This window comes from Streptomyces sp. NPDC104309, from assembly GCF_055584025.1.
This window is the reverse complement of record NZ_JBVJMV010000031.1, coordinates 60,305-82,333: the sequence shown is the minus strand read 5'-3', so window position 1 is coordinate 82,333 and position 22,029 is coordinate 60,305. Positions and strand designations below refer to the sequence as shown.

Here is a 22,029-nt window from a genome sequence, read left to right as displayed (position 1 = left end):
AGCGATGCCGCGCCGCCGCCCGTTGTGGAACGGAGGACGCAGTGCGGCGGGTGCTCCCGTGGCCCTGGGTATGGTGAAGGTGCCGGATCACGCATCTCCGAGAGGGGTGTACGTTGACCGAACGCAAGCCTGCGGGCGTCAGCTTCGAATCATGGGTGGACAAGCAGATCCGCGAGTCCGAGCAGCGCGGCGAATTCTCGCAGTTGCCGGGTTTCGGCAAGCCGCTCGACGGTCTCGACGCTCCCTATGACGAGACCTGGTGGATCAAGCGGAAGATGCAGCGGGAGGGAGTCTCCGTGCTCCCGCCGACCCTGGCGCTGCGCAAAGAGGCGGAGGATGTGGCCGAAGCGGTGTCCGGGGCACGGACGGAGGCCGAGGTGCGCCGCATGCTGACCGAGGTCAACGAGAAGATCCGGGCGGCCGTCAGACGGCCGCCGCCGGGGCCGCTGCTGAACCTCCGGCCGTTCGACATCGACGCAGTCGTCGAGGAGTGGCGCGCGGCGCACCGCCCGTCGTAGCCCAGGGCCGCGGATCGGGAAGTGGCCCCAGGGTCGCGGATCGGGAAGCGGACGTCCCGCAACCGGATGCGTAATACTCCTTGCATGACAGCGAGCATTACGCATGGTGGGATGAGCCGCGAGGCCGTGACGATCAGACGGGCGACCGCGCGGGACGCCAAGCGGCTCACCCGGCTGGTCCGGACCTCCCGCGCCTATGAGGGGCACTACGCCGCCATGGTCGCCGGATATCGGGTGGGACCCGACTACATCGAGACCCATCGGGTCTTCGCGGCCGTCGAGGACGGCACGGACCGGCTCCTCGGGTTCTACTCGTTGATCCTCGCCCCGCCGGAGCTCGACCTCATGTTCGTGGCCGACGCCGCACAAGGACTCGGCATCGGGCGGCTGCTCATAGGACACCTGCGTGACGAGGCGCGGCGCACCGGTCTGACCGGCGTCCGCATCGTCTCGCATCCCCCCGCCGAGGGCTTCTACCGGAGTGTCGGTGCCCAGCGCACCGGCACCCTCGCGGCCAACCCTCCGGCCGTGATGTGGGACCGGCCCGAACTGGTGCTGCCGATCGCTTGATCCGAGCCGGAGGGGCCCGGCCGGGACCGCGTGCGGATCCCGGCCGACCCCCTTTTCCCTGACGTCGTGCTGCGGGGTCAGCCCCCGTACGGACGCGTGATGATCTCCATGCCGTGACCGACGGGATCGGGGAAGTACACGCCTCGGCCGCCGTCGTTGTGGTTGATCTCGCCCGGATGCTTCTGATGCGGATCCGCGTAGTACGTGATCCCGAGCTCCTTGATGCGGGCGTACGCCGTGTCGAACTCCGGCTCCGAGACGAGGAAGGCGTAGTGCTGCATGACGATTGACGCCTCGGGAACGGTCGCGAAGTCCAGGGTGACCCCGTTCGCGGTGGCGACCGGTATGAACGGGCCCCATTCCGCGCCGACTTCCAGACCCAGTATGTCTGCCAGGAACTCGGCGGACTCCCGGTTGTCCCGGGCGTGGATGATGGTGTGATTCAACTCGACTGACACTGTGGAATGCCTCCAACGGGCATCTCACGGGCACCTCCACGCCTCACCCGGTCGGTGACCGACGCGCGATGCCGTACTCAAGATCCTAGGCGGGACCGTGCCGGTCGTCGAGACCCCGCTGTGCCCGCCGTGAGGTCTACGGCGGGGGAGGGGGAAAGGCGAGGCACTCCGCGTATCGGGACGGAGGCATACGGTGACCTCGACAGCTCGCTTCCCCGGCGGCGGGCGCCGCGACCCGGGCCGCCACGAGACGCCCGAGGAGCGGGCGGACCGGCAGTGGACCGAACTGCTCCAGGAACTGCGGGTCGCCCAGACCGGCGTCCAGATCCTGTTCGGCTTCCTGCTCGCGGTCGTCTTCCAGCCGCGCTTCGCCGAGCTGTCGGACACCGACCGGACCATCTGCGTGGTCACCGTGATGCTGGGTTCCGCCACCGCCGCCGCCCTGATCGGGCCGGTGTCCTACCACCGTCTGCTCTCCGGGCGACGGCTCAAGCCGCAGACGGTCACCTGGGCCTCACTGCTGACCCTGCTCGGACTGGTCCTGCTGTTCTGCACCATGTGTTCCGCGCTGCTGCTCATCCTGCGGGTGGCCCTGCACGACTCCCTCGCCCTGTGGCTGGTCGGCGGCATGGCGCTGTGGTTCCTGGCCTGCTGGTTGGTGTTCCCGGCGCGGGCGCTCGCCCATCCCACTTCTTGCACCAACGCCGGAAATGACCGCCGAACGGGCCGGTCCGTTCACTCGGACCCGCTCACGACGGGGCCCCGGATGTCCGTGACTGTGAACAGCCCGCCGTCCGGGTCCAGCAGGGTCGCCTCGCCGCCCTGCCCCAGCGCACCCTGCTCGACCAGGCAGCCGCCGTTGCGCCGCGCCGCCTCGACCGTGGCCGCCAGGTCCGTGACGGGGAAATAGACCTGCCAGTGCGGGCGGACCAGCGGATCCGGTGCGGCCTCCACCGCGCCGGAGCTGATCCGGGCGAGCTGCCGGCCGTCGCAGTCGACGATGACCTCGTCCGTCTCGTACGACACCTCGCAGGAACCGGGCCGCCCGCTCGCCCAGTCGAGCACTCCGCCGTAGAAGATCGCGGCGTCGAAGGCGTTCCTGGTGTGCAGCCGCAGCCAGGCGTGCGAATGGCCGTCCGGCGCGGGCGGCGAGGTCGCGGGCTCGGTCCGCTCCCAGATGCCGAACACCGCACCGTCACGGTCCGCGGCCAGCGCGCCGCGCCCCTTGCCGAGCGCCAGCGGCCCCACCGCGACCGTCCCGCTGCGCTCACGGATGCGCGAGGCGGCCGCGTCCGCGTCGGCAACCGCGAAATAGGGGGTCCAGGCAACGGCCACCTGGTACGCGGTCGCCACCGCCCCGATGCCGGCGACCGGCACGTCGTCGCGGCGGGCTACGGAGAACTCCTGCCCGAGCTTGCCGGGCCGGAAGGACCAGCCCAGCACGGCGGCGTAGAACGCCTGCGCCGATTCCAGGTCGCGGGTCATGAGATTGACCCAGCAGGGCGCTGCGGATCCGGTCAGCGGAGCCGGCATCGACACCGCTCCAGGATGACTTCCGGTCATGGTCCTACTGCCTTCATCGGTTCTGCGGCCCGCGTGTGCCGACGGTCCTCACCAGCCTCACCGCGGGCGGTCGCTCCCGCAACACGCGGCAGACGGCCGGCCCTGCGGAAGGTCAGTCGCGCTGCTCGTCGCTGTCGCGACGGATGGTCTCGCTTCCGTGGTCGCCGAGCTCATAGGGGGACAGGCCGCTTCTGTCGGGCGGGAAGCTGTCGTCGCCGTGGACATCGCGCTGCTCGATGTGGCTGCGGTGATCCGGCCGCGGCGGCTGCTCCTCGGGCCGGGGCGGAGGCAGTTCCTGGGCGCGACGCCGTCTGCCCAGCCACACGGCACCGATCAGCATGGCCACCAGCGCCACTCCGACAACGCCCATCACCGCCCCGGTCGCGCCCCGCCCGTCGGCGAGGTCGAGGGCCAGTGAACCGAGGTCTCCGTTCGATACGTCCATGCCTCCCGGATACCCCGCGGCAGAGCTACCACTCGATAATGGCCAGGAATTCATATTTTAAGTGGATATAGAGCTTAAAAGTGTTTTGGTCGCGCGAGAGTGACCGGTGCTGCCATCCGGCTCAGGCTCCCGGCCCCGCGGCCGGTCGACGGCCTCGTGTCGCCGTCGGCCGGCCGCGGGGTGAGCCTGGAGATGATCCTCGGATCGCCGGAGGGAGGCGATGGGAGTGTCGCAACCGCTCGGTCGATGGCGGGTCCACCGGTACTCGGCCTGCGGTGTCCGGCCGAACGCGGGGCGTGCCACCGTGCCGGCCACCCCAGCGGGCCGTGGGCCGGCGGCCCGTCGCGTCCGGCCGGTCGGACGAGCCCCGGCGCGGGACCGGCGGACCTGACGCCGTCGGGGCCGGGTCCGCGCCGCTCGCCGGCCCGGCCCGCGCACGCCTTCGGACCCACACGGCGGACATCGCCGCCGAGGGCCCGGTCCGCACCTGCGGTCCCCGTCGCGGGGGCCGTCACACCACGCCGAGCGGAAGGAGCCGCGGTGAACAGCACCAAGGAGAGGCAATCGGAAGAGACCCTGCACGGCCAGGAGGTCACGGTCGTCATCAGCGGCTGCGCCACGGACGACGCGCGGATGGTCTTCGACGCGCTGAGGGCCGCCTTCACCACCGACCGGGCATCGGTCGACGTACCGAGAAAACTCGCGGAAAGGCGTCCCACCGCATGGGTGGCGACCGTCGATGTCACCGAGGAGCGGGTGGTCTCGGGGCCACTTTCGCTCGGTGCGCCCGTATCGGTCGATGTGCAGGGCGGCTACTGGGCGTGCGAACGGCTCCGCAGGAGCCTGGCCCACGCCTTCGACGTACGGGTCGTCGGGACGGTCTCCGGGGACCAGGAGGAGGAAGTGCGCCTGCGCCTGCGGAGCCGATAGGCCGAGGGGCCACGGCCCGGCGACGGAGCAATGAGGCGGGAAGCGACAGCCTATCTGGTAGAAAACGGACAAAAGGCTACCTCTGAAAGGTGCGAGTGAGTGGACCCCTCACACGGGCGGGACGACGGTGCGCGACAGCTGGGAGCGACTGCCGACCGTTCCACCCTGACGCTGCACATCAACGGAACCGAGCGGACCCTGACGCTCGATCACCGCACCACGGTCCTGGACGCCCTGCGCGAGCACCTGGACCTCACGGGTGCGAAGAAGGGGTGCGACCACGGACAGTGCGGGGCGTGCACCGTCATCGTCGACGGGCGGCGCGCCAACAGCTGCCTGCTGCTCGCCGTCGCCCACGACGGCGCCCGCGTCACCACCGTCGAAGGCCTCGCCGACGGCGACCGGCTCCACCCCGTCCAGGAAGCCTTCCTGGACCGCGACGCCCTGCAGTGCGGCTACTGCACACCAGGCCAGATCTGCTCGGCCGTCGGCCTGCTCGGCGAGGTGGCGGACGGCTTCCCGTCCCACGTCACCGCACGCACCGCCCCCGTCTCCGCCCCCGCGCCGCTCGACGCCCCCGAGATCCGCGAGCGGATGAGCGGCAACCTCTGCCGCTGCGGTGCCTACCCCCGTATCGTCGAGGCGATCGAGGACGTGGCGCCGTGAAACCCTTCGCCTATCTCCGTGCCCGGTCCGCCGCCGAAGCGGTCCGTGAGGGCTCCGCCCACCCCGCCACCGCGTTCCTCGGCGGCGGCACCAACCTCGTCGACCTGATGAAGCTCGGCGTGGAGACACCCGCGCTGCTTGTCGACATCAGCCGACTGCCCCTGGACCGGGTGACCGACACCGACGACGGCGGCCTGCGCATCGGCGCCACCGTACGCAACAGCGACCTGGCCGCCCATCCCGCGGTACGTACCCGCTACCCCGCCCTGTCGCAGGCACTGCTGTCGGGCGCCTCCGGGCAGCTCCGCAACACCGCCACGACCGGCGGCAACCTGCTGCAGCGCACCCGCTGCCCCTACTTCCAGGACACCGCCAAACCGTGCAACAAGCGGGAGCCCGGCAGCGGGTGCCCCGCCCGCGAAGGCGCGCACCGGGATCTCGCCGTGCTCGGCCACTCCGAGCACTGCGTCGCCACCCACCCGTCCGACATGGCCGTCGCCCTGTCCGCCCTCGACGCCACCTTCCAGCTGCACGGACCGGACGGCGAACGCACCGTATCCGCCACCGAATTCCACCGGCTGCCGGGCGACAGCCCCCAGCAGGACACCGAGATCCGGGCAGGTGAGCTCATCACCGAGGTGGTTCTGCCGCCGCGCCCGGACGGCGCCGGCTCCCTCTACCGCAAGGCCCGCGACCGCGCCTCGTTCGCCTTCGCCCTCGCCTCCGTCGCCGCGGTACTCGGGGTCCGCGACGGCCGGATCGAACACGCGGCGCTGGCCTTCGGCGGACTCGCCCACCGGCCCTGGCGCGCACATGCCGCGGAGGACGTACTGCGGGGCGCACCGGCCACCGACGAGACCTTCGCACGGGCCGTGGACGCCGAACTCGCCGCGGCCCGGCCGCTGCGCGACAACGCCTTCAAGGTGGGCCTCGCCCGCAATCTGGCGGTCGGCGCACTGGCCGAACTCGCCGCCGACAGCTGAGCAACCGCAGACACGACCCGCAGACGTGAGGACCCCGTCATGAGCCAGGCCCCTCCACCACTGGGAACGCCCGTCGCACGCCGCGAGGGCCGGGACAAGGTCACGGGCACCGCCCGCTACGCCGCCGAGCACACCCCTGAGGGCTGTCTGTACGGCTGGCCCGTCCCCGCCACGATCGCCCGTGGTCGCGTCAGCGCCATCCACACCGACGCGGCACTGGCCCTGCCAGGGGTGCGCGCCGTCCTCAGCCACGACAACGCCCCGACGCTGAAACAGCCCGACGACCCGATCCTCGCCCTCCTCCAGGACGACCGGGTCCCGCACCGGGGCTGGCACATCGCGCTCGTGGTGGCGGACACGCTCGAACACGCCCGCGCCGGGGCCGAGGCGCTGCGCATCGACTACGAACCCGTGGAGCACGATGTCGTGCTGACCGAGGACCACCCCGGCCTGTACACACCGGAGATCGTCAACGGGGACTACCCCGCCGTCCGTGAACGCGGCGACGCCGACCGGGCCTTCGTCGCGGCGCCCGTGCAGGTCGATGCCACCTACACCGTCGGCGCCCTGCACAACCATCCCATGGAGCCGCACGCCGCGACCGCGCGGTGGACCGTGGACGGGCAACTGACCGTCCACGACTCCAGTCAGGGCTCCACCAAGGTCCGTGACAGCCTCGCCGCCGCGTTCGGACTCCGGCCGCAGCAGGTCACCGTGGTCTCCGAGCACGTCGGCGGCGGCTTCGGCTCCAAGGGCACCCCGCGCCCGCAGACCGTCCTCGCCGCCATGGCCGCGCGCCACACCGGACACCCCGTCAAGGTCGCCCTGCCCCGGCGCCAGTTGGCCGCCGTGGTCGGCCACCGTGCCCCCACCCTGCAGCGCGTCCGGCTGGGCGCCGAACTCGACGGCACCCTCACCTCGGTCATCCACGAGGTCATCACCCACACCTCCACCCTCAAGGAGTTCGTGGAGCAGGCGGCCGTACCGACCCGCGTCATGTACGGATCGGGCCACAGCCGCACCGCCCACCGGGTGGCCGCCCTGGACGTGCCGAGTCCCTCCTGGATGCGCGCACCGGGCGAGGCCCCGGGCCTGTACGCGCTGGAATCCGCCATGGACGAACTCGCCGCGGCCCTCGGCATGGACCCCGTCGAACTGCGCCTGCGCAACGATCCGGTGCACGAGCCCGACTCCGGCCGCGCGTTCAGCAGCCGGGGCCTGGCGGCCTGCCTGGAGGAGGGGGCCGCGCGCTTCGGCTGGTACGACCGCGATCCGCGCCCCGCGGTCCGCGAGGAGGGGCCGCTGCTGCTCGGCACAGGGGTCGCCTCCGCCACCTACCCCGTGTACATCGGGGCCTCCAGTGCCTCGGCGCACGCGGCACCCGACGGCTCGTACCGCGTCCGGGTGAACGCCACCGACATCGGCACCGGCGCCCGTACCGTGCTCGCGCAGATCGCGGCCTCCGTGCTGGACACCCCGGTGGAGAACGTCCGGATCGACATCGGCAGCAGTGAACTGCCCGACGCCCCACTGGCCGGAGGCTCCTCGGGCACGGCCTCCTGGGGCTGGTCCGTGCACAAGGCGGCCACCGCCCTCCTGCGACAGCTGAGCGAACGCACCGGCCCCCTTCCCGCAGAGGGGCTGACGGTCCTCGCGGACACCGAGCAGGAGACGTCCACGGCATCCCCGTACGCACGCCACGCGTTCGGAGCGCACTTCGCCGAAGTCGCCGTCGACTCCCGCACCGCAGAAGTGCGGGTGCGCCGGATGCTGGGTGTCTTCGCCGCCGGGCGCATCCTCAACCCCAGGACCGCGCGCTCCCAGTTCACCGGCGGAATGACCATGGGAATCGGCATGGCCCTGACCGAGGGCAGCACCATGGATCCCGTCTTCGGCGACTTCACCGAGAGCGATCTGGCCTCCTACCACGTGCCGGTCTGTGCCGACGTGCCGCGGATCGAGGTGCACTGGATCGACGAGGAGGACCCGCATCTCAACCCGATGGGCAGCAAGGGCATCGGTGAGATCGGCATCGTCGGTGCCGCGGCGGCCGTCGGCAACGCCGTCCGGCACGCCACCGGCGTCCGGCTGCGCAGCCTTCCGCTCACCCCGGACACACTGTTGCCGTACCTCCTGTGACCTGGACCGATTCGCCCGAACGGCCGGACCGTCCTGCCCTGTGTTGCGCAACCGGCTCTGCCGGGTCACTCTGTGGAGTGACCCAGAAGCGATATCTGCTCACTCTTCGTGTTTGGGGGGTCGTTGGTGCAATGAGGCGAAGTCAGTGGGCCTCGATGTGAGGAGCCTCGACGATGACCGTTCAACTCGACCGGCACTATCTGGTCGAACTCCAGGTTTCGGCAGAGCGTGTTTCGCAACTGCGGCGAATAATCGCCGCACACCTCCGCCACTGGAGTCTCGAACTTCACATCCGGCCGGTGTGCCGGGGCGTGGAGGAGCTGCTGACCAATGTCCACCGGCATGTCGGTGACGACAACAACTGCGTCGTCGAACTCCGCTGGTCCGGGCGGCATCTCACGGTCTCCGTCGCCGACGACGGCTCAGAGATGCCGCGACTGCTCAGCACCGGCGGCGGTGGTCTCAGCCGCGTGATGGCCCTGAGCGACAGCTGGGGCACCTGCCGCACCGCCGAGGGCAAAGTGGTCTGGTTCACCCGGTACGCGAAGGAGCCGCGCACCGTCGACCTCGTGCCGTCGGCGCCGCTGCCCGGTGTGCGCGAGTCCCGCCGTCCGCCCGTCGCGATCCCGGACGCAGTCCCGGAGACCACGGCGGCGTCCGGCACCGTGCCCGCTCTCGTCTGAAGCGGGCCACCGGGAGAGGCACCGCCTGCTTCCGTACCCGTTGAACGCTTCACCCTCCCGGCGCGGACGGCGTGCGCATCGCACGCGTGGTCCGCGCCGGTCGGGTATCCGCCCGACAGGGCCCGCGTTGCGGCACGGCGCAGGGCGCGGCACGGTCGAAGTACCGAGGCAAGGAGACCACTGTCATGCCCATCGCGACGGTCAACCCCGCGAACGGCGAGACCCTCAGAACGTTCGACGCGCTGGGAGCGGCGGAGATCGAGCAGAAGCTCGACGCCGCCCACACCGCGTTCCGGCAGTACCGCACCACCGGATTCGACGAACGGGCCCGGCTGCTGAACCTGGCCGCCGGACTGCTCGACGACGACCAGCAGGACATCGCGCGCACCATGACCACCGAAATGGGCAAACCCGTCAAGGCGGCCCGCGCGGAGGCCGCCAAGTGCGCGAAGGCGATGCGCTGGTACGCGGACCACGCCGAGGAACTCCTCGCGGACGAACATCCCTCGGACGCCGATGTGAAGGACTCCGGTGCCTCCCGGGCCTATGTCCACTACCGCCCACTGGGCGCCGTCCTCGCCGTGATGCCGTGGAACTTCCCGCTCTGGCAGGTCGTGCGGTTCGCCGCGCCCGCGCTGATGGCCGGGAACGTCGGGCTGCTCAAGCACGCGTCCAACGTCCCGCAGACGGCAATGTACCTGGAGTTCCTGTTCCGCCGGGCGGGGTTCCCGGAGGGATGCTTCCAGACCCTGCTGGTGGGATCCGGGGCGGTCGAGTCGATCCTGCGCGACCCCAGGGTCGCCGCCGCCACCCTCACCGGCAGTGAGCCGGCCGGCCGCTCGGTCGCGGCGATCGCGGGCGACGAGGTGAAGAGCACCGTCCTGGAACTGGGCGGCAGCGACCCGTACCTCGTCCTGCCGTCGGCGGACGTCGCCAGGGCCGCCCGCACGGCCGTGACCGCCCGGGTGCAGAACAACGGCCAGTCCTGCATCGCCGCCAAGCGGTTCATCGTGCACACGGAGGTGTACGACGAGTTCGCCGAGCGGTTCACCGTGGGCATGCGTGATCTGACGGTCGGCGATCCGCTGCGGGAATCCACCGACGTCGGCCCGCTCTCCAGCGAGCAGGGGCGCGCCGACCTGGAGGAACTGGTCGACGACGCGGTACGGCACGGTGCGCAGGTGCTGTGCGGGGGCGGCCGGCCCGACGGCCTGGGGCCGGAGCTGGAGCGCGGCTGGTTCTACGCCCCCACCGTCCTCACCGGGATCACGCCCGCGATGCGCATCCACCGCGAGGAGACGTTCGGCCCCGTCGCCACGCTGTACCGTGTCGAAGGACTCGGCGAAGCCGTGGCGCTCGCCAACGACAGCCCCTTTGGCCTTAGCTCCAACGTATGGACCCGCGACGCCGACGAGGCCCGCCGCTGCGTACGCGATCTGCAGGCGGGCGGAGTCTTCTTCAACGGCATGACCGCGTCCCATCCCGCGCTGCCCTTCGGCGGCGTGAAGCGCTCCGGCTACGGACGTGAACTCGCCGGGCACGGCATCCGCGAATTCTGCAACGCGACCACCGTCTGGTACGGCCCCGAGTCCGTCGGCGCCTCGTCCTAGGAGACGTACATGAGCCACGCCGCCCACCCGCCGGCGACGACCGGCCCCTCCGACGAAGAGATCGCCGCGCTCGACGCGTACTGGCGAGCCGCGAACTATCTGACCGTCGGACAGATCTACCTCATGGCCAACCCGCTCCTGAGCCGGCCGCTCGCCCGGGAGCACATCAAACCCCGCCTGCTCGGCCACTGGGGCACCTCGCCCGGACTCAATCTGGTCCACACCCACCTCAACCGCGTCATCAAGATCCGCGGCATCGACGGACTGTGCGTCTGGGGTCCCGGACACGGCGGACCCGCGGTCCTCGCCAACTCCTGGCTGGAAGGCAGCTATTCGGAGACGTACCCCGATGTCAGCCGCGACGCCCACGGGATGGGTCTGCTGTTCAAGCAGTTCTCCTTCCCCGGCGGGGTACCCAGCCATGTGGCGCCGGAGACCCCGGGCTCCATCCACGAGGGCGGCGAACTCGGCTACGCCCTCACCCATGCCTACGGTGCCGCCCTCGACCACCCGGACCTGCTCGTCACCTGTGTCATCGGCGACGGCGAGGCCGAGACCGGGCCGCTCGCCGCGTCCTGGCACTCCAACAAGTTCCTCGACCCGGTGCACGACGGAGCCGTCCTCCCGATCCTCCACCTCAACGGCTACAAGATCGCCAACCCGACGGTGCTCGCCCGTCTCCCGGAGCCGGAACTCGACGCCCTGCTGCGCGGCTACGGGCACGACCCCCTGTACGTCGGCGGCGACGACCCGCTCACGGTCCACCGGGCGATGGCCGCCGCGATGGACCGCGCCGTCGACCGCATCCGGGAACTCCAGGCCGCGGCCCGGACCGGCGGCACCACCGAGCGCCCGCACTGGCCGGTGATCGTGCTGCGCACCCCCAAGGGCTGGACCGGCCCGGCCGAGGTCGACGGCGTGCCGGTCGAAGGAACCTGGCGCGCCCACCAGGTCCCGTTGCCCGGTGTCCGGGACAGCCCCGGCCATCTGCGGCAGCTGGAGGCGTGGATGCGCTCCTACCGGCCGGAGAAACTCTTCGACACGGCGGGCCGTCCCCGTCCGCAGGTGCTCGACTGCGTGCCCGAGGGTGCGGCCCGGCTCGGCGCGAGCCCGTATGCCAATGGCGGTCTGCTCCTGCGGGACCTGCCCATTCCCCCGCTGGAGGACCACGCGGTCGAGGTCGCCAAGCCCGGCACCGTGCTGCATGAGCCGACCCGGGTGCTGGGCGGCCTGCTGGAGGCCGTCATGGCCGCCACCGCCGAGCGCCGCGACTTCCGGGTCATGGGCCCCGACGAAACCGCCTCGAACCGGCTCGACGCCCTCTACGCGGCCACCGGCAAGGCGTGGCAGGAGCGGACCCTGCCGACCGACGAACACCTCTCCCGCGACGGACGCGTCATGGAAGTGCTCTCCGAGCATCTGTGCCAGGGCTGGCTGGAGGGCTATCTCCTCACCGGCCGGCACGGACTCTTCTCCTGCTACGAGGCGTTCGCCCATATCGTCGACTCGATGGTCAACCAGCACATCAAGTGGCTCAGGACCTCCCGCCGGCTGGCTTGGCGCCGCCCCATCGCCTCGCTCAACTACCTGCTCACCTCGCACGTCTGGCGCCAGGACCACAACGGCTTCTCCCATCAGGACCCCGGATTCGTCGACCACGTCCTCGACAAGAGCCCCGAAGTCGTCCGCGTCTATCTGCCGCCGGATGCCAACACCCTGCTCTCCGTCGCCGACCACGTGCTGCGCAGCCGCGACTACGTCAACGTGATCGTGGCCGGCAAACAGCCGAGCTTCGACTGGCTGACCCTCGACGAGGCCCGCGCGCACTGCGCCCGCGGCGCCGGCGTGTGGGAGTGGGCGGGCACGGAGGACGGCAGCCGGGAACCCGACGTGGTGCTCGCCTGCGCCGGTGACGTACCCACGCTGGAGACACTGGCGGCGGCCGATCTGCTCCGTCGGTACCTGCCGGAACTGGCGGTACGGGTGGTCAACGTGGTCGACATGGCACGGCTGCTGCCCCGTGAGGCGCACCCGCACGGAATGCCGGACCCGGAGTACGACGCGGTGTTCACCCGTGACTCTCCGGTGATCTTCGCCTACCACGGCTACCCGTGGCTCATCCACCGGCTGGCCTACCGGCGCGCGGGCCATGAGCAGCTGCATGTGCGGGGTTACAAGGAGGAGGGGACCACCACCACACCCTTCGACATGGTGGTCCGCAACGACCTGGACCGCTACCGGCTGGTCATGGATGTCATCGACCGGGTGCCCGGCCTCGACGTCCGTGCCGTGGCGGTACGCCAGGCGATGGCGGACGCCCGTACCCGTCACCACGCCTGGATCCGCGAGTACGGCACGGACCTGCCCGAGGTGGCCGGCTGGACCTGGAGCGGCTGACGCCGCCCCGGATCCTGGCGGTGTGGGCTCAGCCGCGGCCGACCGCGCGCGCGAGCTGGGCCTTCGTCATGTTCGAGCGTCCGTGGACGTTCTTCCTCTTCGCCTCTTCGTAGAGCTGGTCGCGAGTCGGTCCACCGGCTCCGCTGGGGGAGCGCAGACCGCCGCGCCGTGCGGACGACATGTCCTCGACGGAGGTACGGCTCGCGGTCCTCGACTCGCCGGCGCGGGCACGCTCCTTGTTGACCGTACGGGCCGCGATCTCCTCCGCCCGGTCCTCGCTGACCCCTCGCTCCTGCGCGCTCTCCTTGATGTGCTCGTACTGTCGTTCCCGTTTGGCATCAAATCCACGTGGCATGGTGCGGTCACTCCTCTCGTCAGGACTTGTCCCGGGGCCCGGAGGCTTGTGCCGGGACGCGATCGGGGCCCTCTCCAGTCTCCCAGCGGCCCCTGGGGCCCGCACGCCTGTCTCGGTGGCGGACATGGCGTGCGGCGCAGGGTCGCGGCCCGCTCAGTAGCGCAGGGCCGTCGCGATGTGTCCGTGCTCCGCCAGCGATCCGTCCGCGAGGAACACCACGTCGGCGCCGCTGTCCAGGGCCGTCTCGACGAGCTCGTCCACGATGTCCTCGCGGACCGAGCTGTCCGTGAGGTCCGCGGCCTCACCGCTCACGGGTTCGAGGTGCTCGTCCCTCACCCGCACGGTCTGCTGGAAGTGCTCCTCCACGGCGACCAGTCCGGCGCGGCCCTCCCGTACCGCGGCCCACACCTCGTCGAGACCACCCGCGAAGGCGCGGCGACCGCGCGCCTCGTCCAGCGTGCCGTCGATCTCCGCCGAGAACCGCTGCCGACGGTGGTCGAGCGCGGGCCGCAGCTCCTTGAGCAGGCCGCTCGCCGTCATGTCGGCCGGTACGCCCTTGGTGACGCGGCCCACGGCCGCCCCGGCGCTCTCCCCGACCTCGTCCAGGAGGGCGAGCGCGGGAGCGAGGCCGAACAGGTACAGCGGGCGGGGGTCGGTGGCCAGCGCCGCGCGCAGTTTCTCGTCGACGGTGCGCAGGAAGGTGCGGGTCTCCTCGTCGCTGAAGGTGCTCGGGGTGTCTCCGATCCGCTCCTCGCGCTGCGGGTCGGGCGCCTCCCGCGGTGCCGTCAGCGGGAACCCGCCGGTCTCCTCCTCGTGCAGGACGTCCGCCGTGCCGCTCCACAGGGCGGCGTGCTCGGCGGAGACGGTGAGCGCCCAGAACGGCTGCGCCTGGGCCTTCGCGGCGACCAGGTTCCGGGTCAGATAGCTGTCGCTGAGCACCACCCGATCGGGCGCGGTGCGGGGGAGCTGCCAGATGTGGTGCTCGTCGGCGGTGACGAGGAGCACCAGGGAGTCCAGGGCCCGGCGGGGGTCCACCTCCGCGACCGCCCGGTCGAGTTGTTCCTGGATGGCGCTCCGGGCCTCGCGGGTGACCGCAGGGTCCGCTTCGAGCCGGTTGCCGGCCTCGGCCACCAGGTTGCGCAGCCGAACGGCGTCCTGGGCGTTGTCCGGAGCGCGGCGGTGCGTCGGCATGGTCAGGGACAGGGCTGGATAGGGCTTGGCCGCCCGCAGCTTCTTCAACAGGCCGGAGGTCAGGGCATCCGCATCCATCGTTCTCTCCCAGGGGCTTGGCTCCGCTCGTCCGCTCCCTACTGGAGCGGGTGCATTCGACGAGTCAATTCATACCTTTTGAACCTAATATGAGCGAGTTGTCTGCTAGTGGTCCCAGGAGGTGCATGATGTCCACACTCACCGTGTGGAAGTTTCCGTCGGCCGAGGGTGCCGACCGCGTGGAGGCGACACTCAAGTCCCTCCAGAAGGAGGGGCTGATCAAGATCCTCGACGCGGCCGTGGTCAGTTGGCCCGCGGATCGGCCGAAGCCCAGGACCAAGCAGTTGATCAACCTCGTCGGTGCCGGGGCGCTGAGCGGAACGTTCTGGGGGATGCTCTTCGGCCTGATCTTCCTGATGCCGCTGCTGGGTGCCGCGATCGGCGCGGCGGCCGGAGCGCTGGGCGGCAAGCTGGCCGATTTCGGCATCGACGACGACTTCATCGCAGAGGTCAAGGAGAAGGTGACGCCCGGGACTTCGGCCCTCTTCCTGCTGACCATGAACGAGGTGCCCGACCGGATCAGCGCGGCGCTGCCCCATGGAGGCGCCGAACTGCTGCACAGCAACCTGGACACGCAGAGCGAGGCGCGGCTGCGCGAGGTCTTCAGCGAGGACGCGGCCTGACCGTCCGGGAGAGCCCGGCGACCCGGGCTCTCGCACTGTGCCTGCCTGACCCCATCTCCCCCATGTCCTTACGAGCAGACGGAGCGTCCGTGATTCCGACCAGCCCCCTGCGGCACGCCCTCGGTGGCCGCGCAGCCCGTAGCCTGGCCCCCGCCGCGCTGGCCGCGGTGATCATCTCCGGTACTGCCGCCTGCGGAAGCTCCGGCACCACTTCGCCGGGCGTGGCCAGGAGTACCCGCACGATGTCCCCGGAACCCTCCCCGACCCCCTCCACAAGCGCCAGTCAGCGCTCCCAGCAGGAGTTCGCCGCCTCGGTCTCCGCGGCTGCCGAGCGCAACCGGCAGCGGGCCGTCAAACAGCTCGAAGGCGTCCGGGGGAGGGGCAACGCGGTCCAGGACGTCTCCGTGACGGGGCTGGCGGTCGAGAAGTCCGAGCAGTTCCGCAGCGCCCTCGTCCGGGTCACCAACCGGACGGACAAGGCCGCCTTCTACGCCGTCAAGGTGGAGTTCGTCGACGCGTCCGGGAAGGTGCTCGACACGGTCGTGCTCGGTTTGGCGGACGTCCCGCCCGGCCGGACCGTCAGTGAGCACGCGAACAGCCGCAAGGCGGCGGGCGTCAAGACGTTTCCCCGGATCGCCCAGGCCGAGCGCAGCTGACGGCCGGGTCCGGTGACTCCGGTTCGAGCCGTTACCGCCGATGACCTGCCCTCCGCCCACCCCGTCCTGCTCCCCGGTGCCGGAGAGCAGGACGGGTGTACGGCCTTCGGTCCAGCGCCTCCCATGAGGAGGCCGCGGCCTGGTGCGCGAGCGGCACGGCCGGTGCCGGGGCGGCGAAGGGGCGGGCCCGGCCCGCCTACCAGATGGACGCGACCCATTCCGGGTGATCGATGAACGGGTTCCGGTTGTGCTGGTACTGGTTGAATATGACGTCGTTGCGCCGCTTCTCGAAGCTGTCCGGCGGGTCCTCCTGGCTCCACGCCTTCAGTACCGAGAGGCGGCCGATGTTCGGTGCGGAGCCGTTGGACACCTTGTCGTTGGGTTCGAGATCGGGGAAGGCGTCACCTCCCTCGTAGCGCACCGCCATGTAGAGGATCATGCGGGCCACGTCACCCTTGACCGCGTCGCGCGGTTCGAAGGAGTCGCTGTCGGTGTAGTTGCCCGGTGCGCCGCTGACCGCGCTGCCACCGTTGTCGAAGTCCTTGTTGCCGCGTATGGAGTTGACGGTGACGTCCTCCGGGCGCAGGTGGTGGATGTCGGTGCCGGGGCCGGTGGCGGTGCCGAAGTCGCCGTGGGACTTGGCCCAGACGTGCTCGCGGTTCCACTGGCCGACCGAGCCGCCGTTGTTGCTCTTGGGCGTGGAGCGTCCGGAGTAGAGGAGGACCACGTTCGAGGGGTTGGCGGGGTCCTCGTCCGTGTTCTTGAGCGCGTCCCAGACCTGGCTGTAGGAGATCTTGGTCTGGCTGCTGATGATCGTGTGCAGCGCGCTCTTGAGCGCGGTTCCGGATTTGCCGACCGCGTCCTGGTAGTACGTGTCGTCGAGAGTCCGCAGCGATGTCGCTGCGACCGGCGCGCCCTGGGGTGTGGCGGCCGGCGCGGCGGCCGCGGTGCCGGCGAGTACCGCGAACGCGGCGAGGGTCGCCAGCAGAGGGCGCCGGTAAGGAACGTGACGACGGGACATGTGGGGTGTCCTCTCCGAAAATGCGGGCACCACGACGCCGTCACAAGGTGGGGAGCGGTGCCGCGATGGTCGTGTGGTACGGGGTCAGCGGGAGCCTTCCACACGCACCGTGACCGTGGTGTGAACGCTGTGCACTTATCATGTGCAGGTCAAGCGAGCGTCCCTGTGCGGTGCCGGGAGCGGGATGGTGGGTCCTCGGATGCGGCGGGCCGGACGCGGGGCGAGAATGACCGAAAGGACGAGGAGGCGGCATGAGCGACGAGCCCGAATCCGTATCCGCAGCTCGGGGAGTGACTCCCGACAGCCTCTTGCACACCGGCGGGAGCGACAATCCGTCGGCAGAGGACCTGGTGCTCGCCTCCGGGCGGGACCTGACTCCGAAGAATCTTCAGTGGGCCGAGCGCAGGCTCGCCCGGGAGGGGCGGTCGGCGATCGACAAGGCGCTGCCCTGACGTATGACCCGGTGGCCGGCGCGGGGAGCGTGTGGGCGCGCCCCGCGGCTCGGCTAGCCTGGGTGGACAATGAACCGTTTGACGACGTCAGGGGCCGGGTACGAGCTCGCCCGCTTTCCCGAGGACCCGCGCGACCCCTTCCGCGCCTGGGACGCTGCCGATGAGTACCTGCTGCGGCAGCTGGAGGGGACCGAGGAGTCGGAGCCGGTCGACCTGTCCGGCGTCGTGGTCGTGGTGGGCGACCGCTGGGGTGCCCTGAGCACCGTTCTGGCCGGACGTCGCCCCGTACAGATCACCGACTCCTATCTGGCGCAGCGCGCGACCCTGGCGAACCTGGACCGCAACGGCATGGCCGCCGATTCGGTACGCCTCCTGTCGGCCAGGGACACGCCACCGGACCGTGTCGACGTCCTGCTGGTGCGCGTACCGAAGAGCCTCGCGCTCCTGGAGGACCAGCTGCACCGGCTCGCGCCGGCCGTCCATGCGGGCACCGTGGTCATCGGCACCGGCATGGTCAAGGAGATCCACACCTCCACCCTCAGGCTCTTCGAGCGGATCATCGGTCCGACCCGCACCTCCCTGGCGGTCAAGAAGGCCCGACTCATCTTCTGCACTCCGGACCCGGACCTGCCCCGTACGCCCAGCCCCTGGCCGTACCGCTACGACCTGCCCGAAGGTGTCGGCCCGGTCTCCGGCCGGACGGTCACCAATCACGCCGGCATCTTCTGCGCCGAGCGCCTGGACATCGGAACCCGTTTCTTCCTCGGCCATCTCCCCGCGCGCAGCGGCCCCGACCGGGTCGTCGACCTCGGCTGCGGCAACGGCGTCGTCGGGCTGTCCGCGGCGCTCGCCAACCCCGAAGCGACGGTCACCTTCATCGACGAGTCGTACCAGGCGGTCGCCTCCGCCGAGGAGACCTTCCGGGCCAACGCCGGCCCCGACGCCAAGGCCGACTTCATGGTCGGCGACGGGCTGACACGGCTGCCGCCCGCCGGTGTCGACCTGGTGCTCAACAACCCGCCGTTCCACTCCCACCAGGCCACCACCGACGCGACGGCCCGCACCATGTTCCACAGCGCGCGCACCGCACTGCGGCCGGGCGGTGAGCTGTGGGTCGTCGGCAACAGGCACCTCGGCTACCACACCCAGCTGCGCCGTGTCTTCGGCAACTGCACCACGGTCGCGGGCGACCCGAAGTTCGTCGTGCTGCGTGCCGTCAAGCGCTGACGTCCGCCCGGGGCGTCCTGGCCCTTCCAGATTCTTGCAACACGTTCTACTGTGTGCGCCGCCGCACACGGGCGACGCGAACGCGAGACTCCTGGAGGGGCCGTGCACCTCGAATACACGCCTGAACAGCAGCAGTTGCGCGCCGAGCTGCGTACGTACTTCGCCGGACTGGTCCCCGACAACGCCTACGCGCGCTACGCCGACCCCGCCGCCCAGAAGAACTTCTACCGGGAGACGATCCGACGCCTGGGCACCGACGGCTGGCTCGGCGTCGGCTGGCCCGAGGAGTACGGCGGCAGGGGGCTGTCACCGATGGAACAGTTCATCTTCTTCGACGAGGCCGCCCAGGCGGGCGTACCGCTGCCGCTGATGGCCCTCAACACCGTCGGTCCGACGATCATGCAGTTCGGCACCGACGAGCAGAAGGCATACTTTCTGCCGAAGATCCTCTCGGGCGAGATCGACTTCGCGATCGGGTACAGCGAACCCGACGCGGGCACCGACCTCGCCGCGCTCAAGACCCGAGCCGTGCGCGAGGGCGACGACTACGTCGTGAACGGGCAGAAGATCTGGACGACCAACGGAGACACCGCCGACTGGGTCTGGCTCGCCGTCCGCACCGACGTCGACGCCCCGCCGCACAAAGGCATCACCATGCTGCTCGTCCCGACCACGGACCCCGGCTACTCGTGCACCCTGATCAACACCCTCGCCTCGCACGACACCACCGCCAGCTACTACGAGAACATCCGTGTCCCCGTCTCCCGCCGCGTCGGCACGGAGAACAAGGGCTGGCGCCTCATCACCAACCAGCTCAACCACGAACGCGTCACCCTCGCCGCCCACGGCACCATGGCCATCCGCGCCCTCCACGACGTCCAGCGCTGGGCGGCGGACACGAAACTCGCCGACGGCCGCCGCGTCATCGACCTCGGCTGGGTCCGCGCCCTCCTCGCCCGCACCCACACCAGGCTCGACGCCATGAAACTCCTCAACTGGCAGATGGTGTCGGCGGTCCAGAACGCGACCCTCACCCCGCAGGACGCCTCCGCCGTCAAGGTCTACGGCTCGGAGGCACGCCGCGACGCCTACGCATGGCTGATGCAGGTCGTCGGCTCGGCGGGACCGCTGAAGGAGGGGTCGGCCGGCACCGTGCTCCACGGCGAACTCGAACGGGGCTACCGGTCGGCCGTCATCTTCACCTTCGGCGGCGGCAACAACGAGATCCAGCGGGAGATCATCTCGTGGATCGGGCTGGGGATGCCGCGCGTACGGCGGTGAGCGGCTGCGGCCACAGATTCTGGTTGTCATGGACCGGGCCAGCCCTTAGGTGTCAAACACGCAGGTCGGACCATGCCGCAGGTGACATGAACGAGCTGTGGTCACAACGGCTGTGGCCACGGACGGTAGTCGGCACATTCGGCGGATGGCCGGCACCGGGATTCCGTGGGAGCGGGGCGGCGGTTGCGAGCGCGGGTCGCGCAGTCCCGCCTCGTCAGGGTGAGTTCGCACAGGAGGAACACACCGGGGCCGAACGGTCCCGTGTTCCGGATCGTTCAGTCGTCAGGGGCCTCGGCCCCGGGCCCGTACAACTGCAGCAGCCTTTTCCGTGTGCCGTACAGTCGTTCCGCTACTGTCTCGGCGACGTACTTGTAGACCGCCCGGCCCAGCACCGCATCGGCCTCGCACAGCGAGCGGACGGCAGCGGCGTCGAATTCCACGGCCTGTCCCGCCCGGATCACATGCGCACCCAGATGCCACACATGCGGGGGGAACAGCCAGGACCAGCCCAGCAGATCGTCCTGTCCCAGTGTCTCGACGACCGCCGCACGGCGGCCGGGCACATGGAGGTCGACCTCGACCTGTCCGGAGCGGATGACCCAGAAGCGGTCGGCCCTTCTGCCCTCTTCGAAGAGCCGTGCGTCGAGAACCAGCGGTACGTCGCTGGCTGCCGCGTCGAGCAAGCGGGCCCGGTTCTCGGGCGGGATCACGTCGAGCAGACTCCTGGCCGTTGCCATGGGACCTCCGTTCCGGGCCGACGGTGTGCACGCGACCGCCCGCTCTGAACGATATGCGTGGTTCTGGAGGGACGCTCGACCGCGCTGCGTGACGATACGGAATCCACGCCGGCCGGTACGCCGCATGCCGATGGTCAGGGCCTGCGACATCGTGCTTGTGGACCTTGCCGCAGATCCATCGTGGGCCGCCGCTCAACAAGGCGTGGCCACCGGCGGGGATCCCATGACGCCCGGTGGGGCCGTTGCACCTGCATGGATGACGGCAACAGGGACTCTCGTAGTGGCGACGGGACTTTTCGTCGCAGTGTGGAAAGTCTTCACGAAGCCGGTGGACAGCAACAGGTGTATGGAGTGGGAGCCGGAGGGGGACGAGGCGGAAGCAGCGCTGTCCGAGCAGTTCCGAAATCGCTGACGGATCGGCGCTCGCAACTTCGAGGAGAGACCATGGACCGTACTCGATCAAGCGCGACCATGTCGGGACCGGTCGTGGTCGGCACCGATGGTTCCGACCACGCGATGCGAGCCGTGCGATGGGCTGCGGGCGAGGCTGCCGCCCGCAGTCGGCCGTTGCGGATCGTGTACGCCACCGGGACGGGCCGTGGAAGGCTGTACCTCTCCCGGGAGGACATCCAGCGAATCGACGACTTCGCTGAAGGTGTGCTGGAAGAGGCTGCCGTCGTCGCACGCCGACTTGATCCGGCCGTCCCTGTGACGACGGCTGTGTGCGAGAACGAGACAGCGGAATGCTTGTTCAGCGAAGCCGGCCCCGATGCCACGATCGTCGTGGGCTCCCGTGGACGCGGCGGATTCGCGTCCTTGCTGGTCGGTTCGGACTCACTCCGGGTAGCCGCGCGCTCCCACGTTCCGGTTGTCGTCGTGCCCAGCGGTGAGGACCGTGAACCGGCCGGTGTCGTCCTGGCCGGGGTACGGGATGAGCGTGACAAGGAAACGCTGCGCCTTGCCGCCCGTCTGGCCGCGCGGGAGGGCGTCTCGCTGCGGGTGCTCAACGCCTGGGTGCTCCTCGAGAACGTCGGCAGCATGGCGACGATGTTCGACAGTGTGGGCCGGTTGGCCGCGGATCAGGCGGCAGTGACTGCCCGCCTCGTCGAGCCCGTACACAAGGAGTTTCCGGGTCTCACGGTGACCGAGCATGTCGTTCATGCCGGATCCGTCTCCGAGGCGCTGGTGGCAGCGACCGCCGACGCCGACGTGATCGTCATCGGATCGCGTCGGCGTTCCCACTCCATCGGCTCTCCGCTCGGCCGCGTGACGCATGCTGTCCTGCACCACGCGCACTGCCCGGTCGTCCTCGTTCCCCACCCTTGACGAAAGGCGCCCCTTGAGGGCCCGTGCCGCAGTCGCGCTCGACGGGTGCCGGGGACGACGGCGACGCGGGGCAGGGTGCATGGTGCAACATCGCGTGGTTCACAGGACCAGGGCGCCGCC

At 70.4% G+C, this 22,029-nt stretch carries 22 protein-coding genes and 1 pseudogene; 16 read left to right on the top strand and 7 right to left on the bottom strand.

What is annotated here, in order from left to right; genetic code table 11:
- Positions 1–113 precede the first annotated feature (113 nt).
- Positions 114–518 carry a DnaJ family domain-containing protein gene (locus ACZ68L_RS33310; protein WP_469584592.1) on the top strand — a complete coding sequence of 135 codons (405 nt, stop codon included), beginning with the start codon at positions 114–116 and terminating at the stop codon, positions 516–518.
- Between the two features lie 111 nt (positions 519–629).
- Complete coding sequence (locus tag ACZ68L_RS33305) at positions 630–1,088, top strand: GNAT family N-acetyltransferase (protein ID WP_469584589.1); 459 nt, start codon at positions 630–632, stop codon at positions 1,086–1,088.
- 77 nt (positions 1,089–1,165) lie between these two features.
- On the opposite strand, the gene ACZ68L_RS33300 is transcribed toward ACZ68L_RS33305, so the two are convergent.
- Positions 1,166–1,546, bottom strand: coding sequence for a VOC family protein (locus tag ACZ68L_RS33300; protein WP_469584586.1), 381 nt, complete (start codon positions 1,544–1,546; stop codon positions 1,166–1,168).
- Between the two features lie 193 nt (positions 1,547–1,739).
- Between ACZ68L_RS33300 and ACZ68L_RS33295 the strand changes: the two are divergent.
- Positions 1,740–2,261, top strand: a pseudogene (locus ACZ68L_RS33295) (DUF6328 family protein); the annotation flags it as partial.
- 20 nt (positions 2,262–2,281) lie between these two features.
- Here ACZ68L_RS33295 and ACZ68L_RS33290 read toward each other — a convergent pair.
- Both ACZ68L_RS33290 and ACZ68L_RS33285 read right to left on the bottom strand, forming a co-directional pair.
- The gene (locus ACZ68L_RS33290; RefSeq protein ID WP_469584582.1) at positions 2,282–3,109 is read right to left on the bottom strand and encodes a VOC family protein; all 828 of its coding nucleotides are present in this window, start codon (positions 3,107–3,109) and stop codon (positions 2,282–2,284) included.
- A 112-nt stretch (positions 3,110–3,221) separates the two neighbouring features.
- Entirely contained in the window at positions 3,222–3,554 is a 333-nt protein-coding gene (locus ACZ68L_RS33285; protein WP_469584579.1) for a DUF6479 family protein, read from the bottom strand.
- 540 nt (positions 3,555–4,094) lie between these two features.
- Here ACZ68L_RS33285 and ACZ68L_RS33280 point away from each other — a divergent pair.
- From ACZ68L_RS33280 to ACZ68L_RS33250, 7 genes are all read left to right on the top strand, one after another.
- Positions 4,095–4,484, top strand: coding sequence for a hypothetical protein (locus ACZ68L_RS33280; RefSeq protein ID WP_469584576.1), 390 nt, complete (start codon positions 4,095–4,097; stop codon positions 4,482–4,484).
- Positions 4,485–4,583: 99 nt separating this feature from the next.
- Entirely contained in the window at positions 4,584–5,150 is a 567-nt protein-coding gene (locus ACZ68L_RS33275) for a 2Fe-2S iron-sulfur cluster-binding protein (protein ID WP_469584573.1), read from the top strand.
- Positions 5,147–6,133 (top strand): FAD binding domain-containing protein, encoded by a 987-nt coding sequence (locus ACZ68L_RS33270; RefSeq protein ID WP_469584570.1) that lies wholly within the window; start codon positions 5,147–5,149, stop codon positions 6,131–6,133. The genes ACZ68L_RS33275 and ACZ68L_RS33270 overlap by 4 nt, the downstream gene beginning before the upstream one ends.
- Before the next feature lie 39 nt (positions 6,134–6,172).
- Positions 6,173–8,272 (top strand): xanthine dehydrogenase family protein molybdopterin-binding subunit, encoded by a 2,100-nt coding sequence (locus ACZ68L_RS33265; protein WP_469584566.1) that lies wholly within the window; start codon positions 6,173–6,175, stop codon positions 8,270–8,272.
- 173 nt (positions 8,273–8,445) lie between these two features.
- Positions 8,446–8,955: an ATP-binding protein gene (locus ACZ68L_RS33260; protein ID WP_469584563.1), complete on the top strand. Its 510-nt coding sequence runs from the start codon at positions 8,446–8,448 to the stop codon at positions 8,953–8,955.
- Between the two features lie 185 nt (positions 8,956–9,140).
- Entirely contained in the window at positions 9,141–10,565 is a 1,425-nt protein-coding gene (locus ACZ68L_RS33255) for an NADP-dependent succinic semialdehyde dehydrogenase (RefSeq protein WP_469584556.1), read from the top strand.
- A gap of 9 nt (positions 10,566–10,574) precedes the next feature.
- On the top strand, positions 10,575–12,962 hold the full coding sequence (locus ACZ68L_RS33250) for a phosphoketolase family protein (protein ID WP_469584553.1): 2,388 nt from the start codon (positions 10,575–10,577) through the stop codon (positions 12,960–12,962).
- 28 nt (positions 12,963–12,990) lie between these two features.
- Here the strand turns inward: ACZ68L_RS33250 and ACZ68L_RS33245 are convergent, their stop codons facing one another.
- Together ACZ68L_RS33245 and ACZ68L_RS33240 are read right to left on the bottom strand one after the other, a co-directional pair.
- Positions 12,991–13,317 carry a plasmid stabilization protein gene (locus ACZ68L_RS33245; RefSeq protein WP_469584550.1) on the bottom strand — a complete coding sequence of 109 codons (327 nt, stop codon included), beginning with the start codon at positions 13,315–13,317 and terminating at the stop codon, positions 12,991–12,993.
- 153 nt (positions 13,318–13,470) lie between these two features.
- Entirely contained in the window at positions 13,471–14,586 is a 1,116-nt protein-coding gene (locus tag ACZ68L_RS33240) for a baeRF3 domain-containing protein (RefSeq protein ID WP_469584547.1), read from the bottom strand.
- A gap of 128 nt (positions 14,587–14,714) precedes the next feature.
- Here ACZ68L_RS33240 and ACZ68L_RS33235 point away from each other — a divergent pair, with 128 nt between their 5' ends.
- Both ACZ68L_RS33235 and ACZ68L_RS33230 read left to right on the top strand, forming a co-directional pair.
- Positions 14,715–15,209: a DUF1269 domain-containing protein gene (locus ACZ68L_RS33235; RefSeq protein ID WP_469584545.1), complete on the top strand. Its 495-nt coding sequence runs from the start codon at positions 14,715–14,717 to the stop codon at positions 15,207–15,209.
- 89 nt (positions 15,210–15,298) lie between these two features.
- On the top strand, positions 15,299–15,865 hold the full coding sequence (locus ACZ68L_RS33230; protein ID WP_469584542.1) for a hypothetical protein: 567 nt from the start codon (positions 15,299–15,301) through the stop codon (positions 15,863–15,865).
- Between the two features lie 196 nt (positions 15,866–16,061).
- Here ACZ68L_RS33230 and ACZ68L_RS33225 read toward each other — a convergent pair whose 3' ends face one another.
- Positions 16,062–16,886, bottom strand: a complete 825-nt coding sequence (locus ACZ68L_RS33225) for an endonuclease I family protein (protein ID WP_469584540.1) — start codon at positions 16,884–16,886, stop codon at positions 16,062–16,064.
- A 251-nt stretch (positions 16,887–17,137) separates the two neighbouring features.
- On the opposite strand from ACZ68L_RS33225, the gene ACZ68L_RS33220 reads away from it, so the two are divergent.
- From ACZ68L_RS33220 to ACZ68L_RS33210, 3 genes are all read left to right on the top strand, one after another.
- Positions 17,138–17,338: a hypothetical protein gene (locus ACZ68L_RS33220; RefSeq protein ID WP_114242806.1), complete on the top strand. Its 201-nt coding sequence runs from the start codon at positions 17,138–17,140 to the stop codon at positions 17,336–17,338.
- A 69-nt stretch (positions 17,339–17,407) separates the two neighbouring features.
- The gene (locus ACZ68L_RS33215) at positions 17,408–18,565 is read left to right on the top strand and encodes a methyltransferase (RefSeq protein WP_469584536.1); all 1,158 of its coding nucleotides are present in this window, start codon (positions 17,408–17,410) and stop codon (positions 18,563–18,565) included.
- A 102-nt stretch (positions 18,566–18,667) separates the two neighbouring features.
- The gene (locus tag ACZ68L_RS33210; protein ID WP_469584533.1) at positions 18,668–19,846 is read left to right on the top strand and encodes an acyl-CoA dehydrogenase family protein; all 1,179 of its coding nucleotides are present in this window, start codon (positions 18,668–18,670) and stop codon (positions 19,844–19,846) included.
- Between the two features lie 275 nt (positions 19,847–20,121).
- Here ACZ68L_RS33210 and ACZ68L_RS33205 read toward each other — a convergent pair whose 3' ends face one another.
- A complete protein-coding gene (locus ACZ68L_RS33205) occupies positions 20,122–20,583 on the bottom strand; it encodes a cyclic nucleotide-binding domain-containing protein (RefSeq protein WP_469584529.1) in 462 nt (153 codons plus the stop codon).
- 444 nt (positions 20,584–21,027) lie between these two features.
- On the opposite strand from ACZ68L_RS33205, the gene ACZ68L_RS33200 reads away from it, so the two are divergent.
- Positions 21,028–21,909 (top strand): universal stress protein, encoded by an 882-nt coding sequence (locus tag ACZ68L_RS33200; protein ID WP_469584527.1) that lies wholly within the window; start codon positions 21,028–21,030, stop codon positions 21,907–21,909.
- Positions 21,910–22,029 lie beyond the last annotated feature (120 nt).

Excerpts from the sequence above, each read along its gene's own strand:
- ACZ68L_RS33305 (WP_469584589.1), top strand. The coding sequence starts at position 630 with ATGAGCCGCGAGGCCGTGACGATCAGACGGGCGACCGCGCGGGACGCC.
- ACZ68L_RS33290 (WP_469584582.1), bottom strand. The coding sequence starts at position 3,109 with ATGACCGGAAGTCATCCTGGAGCGGTGTCGATGCCGGCTCCGCTGACC.
- ACZ68L_RS33285 (WP_469584579.1), bottom strand. The coding sequence starts at position 3,554 with ATGGACGTATCGAACGGAGACCTCGGTTCACTGGCCCTCGACCTCGCC.
- ACZ68L_RS33265 (WP_469584566.1), top strand. The coding sequence starts at position 6,173 with ATGAGCCAGGCCCCTCCACCACTGGGAACGCCCGTCGCACGCCGCGAG.
- ACZ68L_RS33260 (WP_469584563.1), top strand. The coding sequence starts at position 8,446 with ATGACCGTTCAACTCGACCGGCACTATCTGGTCGAACTCCAGGTTTCG.
- ACZ68L_RS33255 (WP_469584556.1), top strand. The coding sequence starts at position 9,141 with ATGCCCATCGCGACGGTCAACCCCGCGAACGGCGAGACCCTCAGAACG.
- ACZ68L_RS33250 (WP_469584553.1), top strand. The coding sequence starts at position 10,575 with ATGAGCCACGCCGCCCACCCGCCGGCGACGACCGGCCCCTCCGACGAA.
- ACZ68L_RS33245 (WP_469584550.1), bottom strand. The coding sequence starts at position 13,317 with ATGCCACGTGGATTTGATGCCAAACGGGAACGACAGTACGAGCACATC.
- ACZ68L_RS33240 (WP_469584547.1), bottom strand. The coding sequence starts at position 14,586 with ATGGATGCGGATGCCCTGACCTCCGGCCTGTTGAAGAAGCTGCGGGCG.
- ACZ68L_RS33235 (WP_469584545.1), top strand. The coding sequence starts at position 14,715 with ATGTCCACACTCACCGTGTGGAAGTTTCCGTCGGCCGAGGGTGCCGAC.
- ACZ68L_RS33225 (WP_469584540.1), bottom strand. The coding sequence starts at position 16,886 with ATGTCCCGTCGTCACGTTCCTTACCGGCGCCCTCTGCTGGCGACCCTC.
- ACZ68L_RS33220 (WP_114242806.1), top strand. The coding sequence starts at position 17,138 with ATGAGCGACGAGCCCGAATCCGTATCCGCAGCTCGGGGAGTGACTCCC.
- ACZ68L_RS33215 (WP_469584536.1), top strand. The coding sequence starts at position 17,408 with ATGAACCGTTTGACGACGTCAGGGGCCGGGTACGAGCTCGCCCGCTTT.
- ACZ68L_RS33205 (WP_469584529.1), bottom strand. The coding sequence starts at position 20,583 with ATGGCAACGGCCAGGAGTCTGCTCGACGTGATCCCGCCCGAGAACCGG.
- ACZ68L_RS33200 (WP_469584527.1), top strand. The coding sequence starts at position 21,028 with ATGGACCGTACTCGATCAAGCGCGACCATGTCGGGACCGGTCGTGGTC.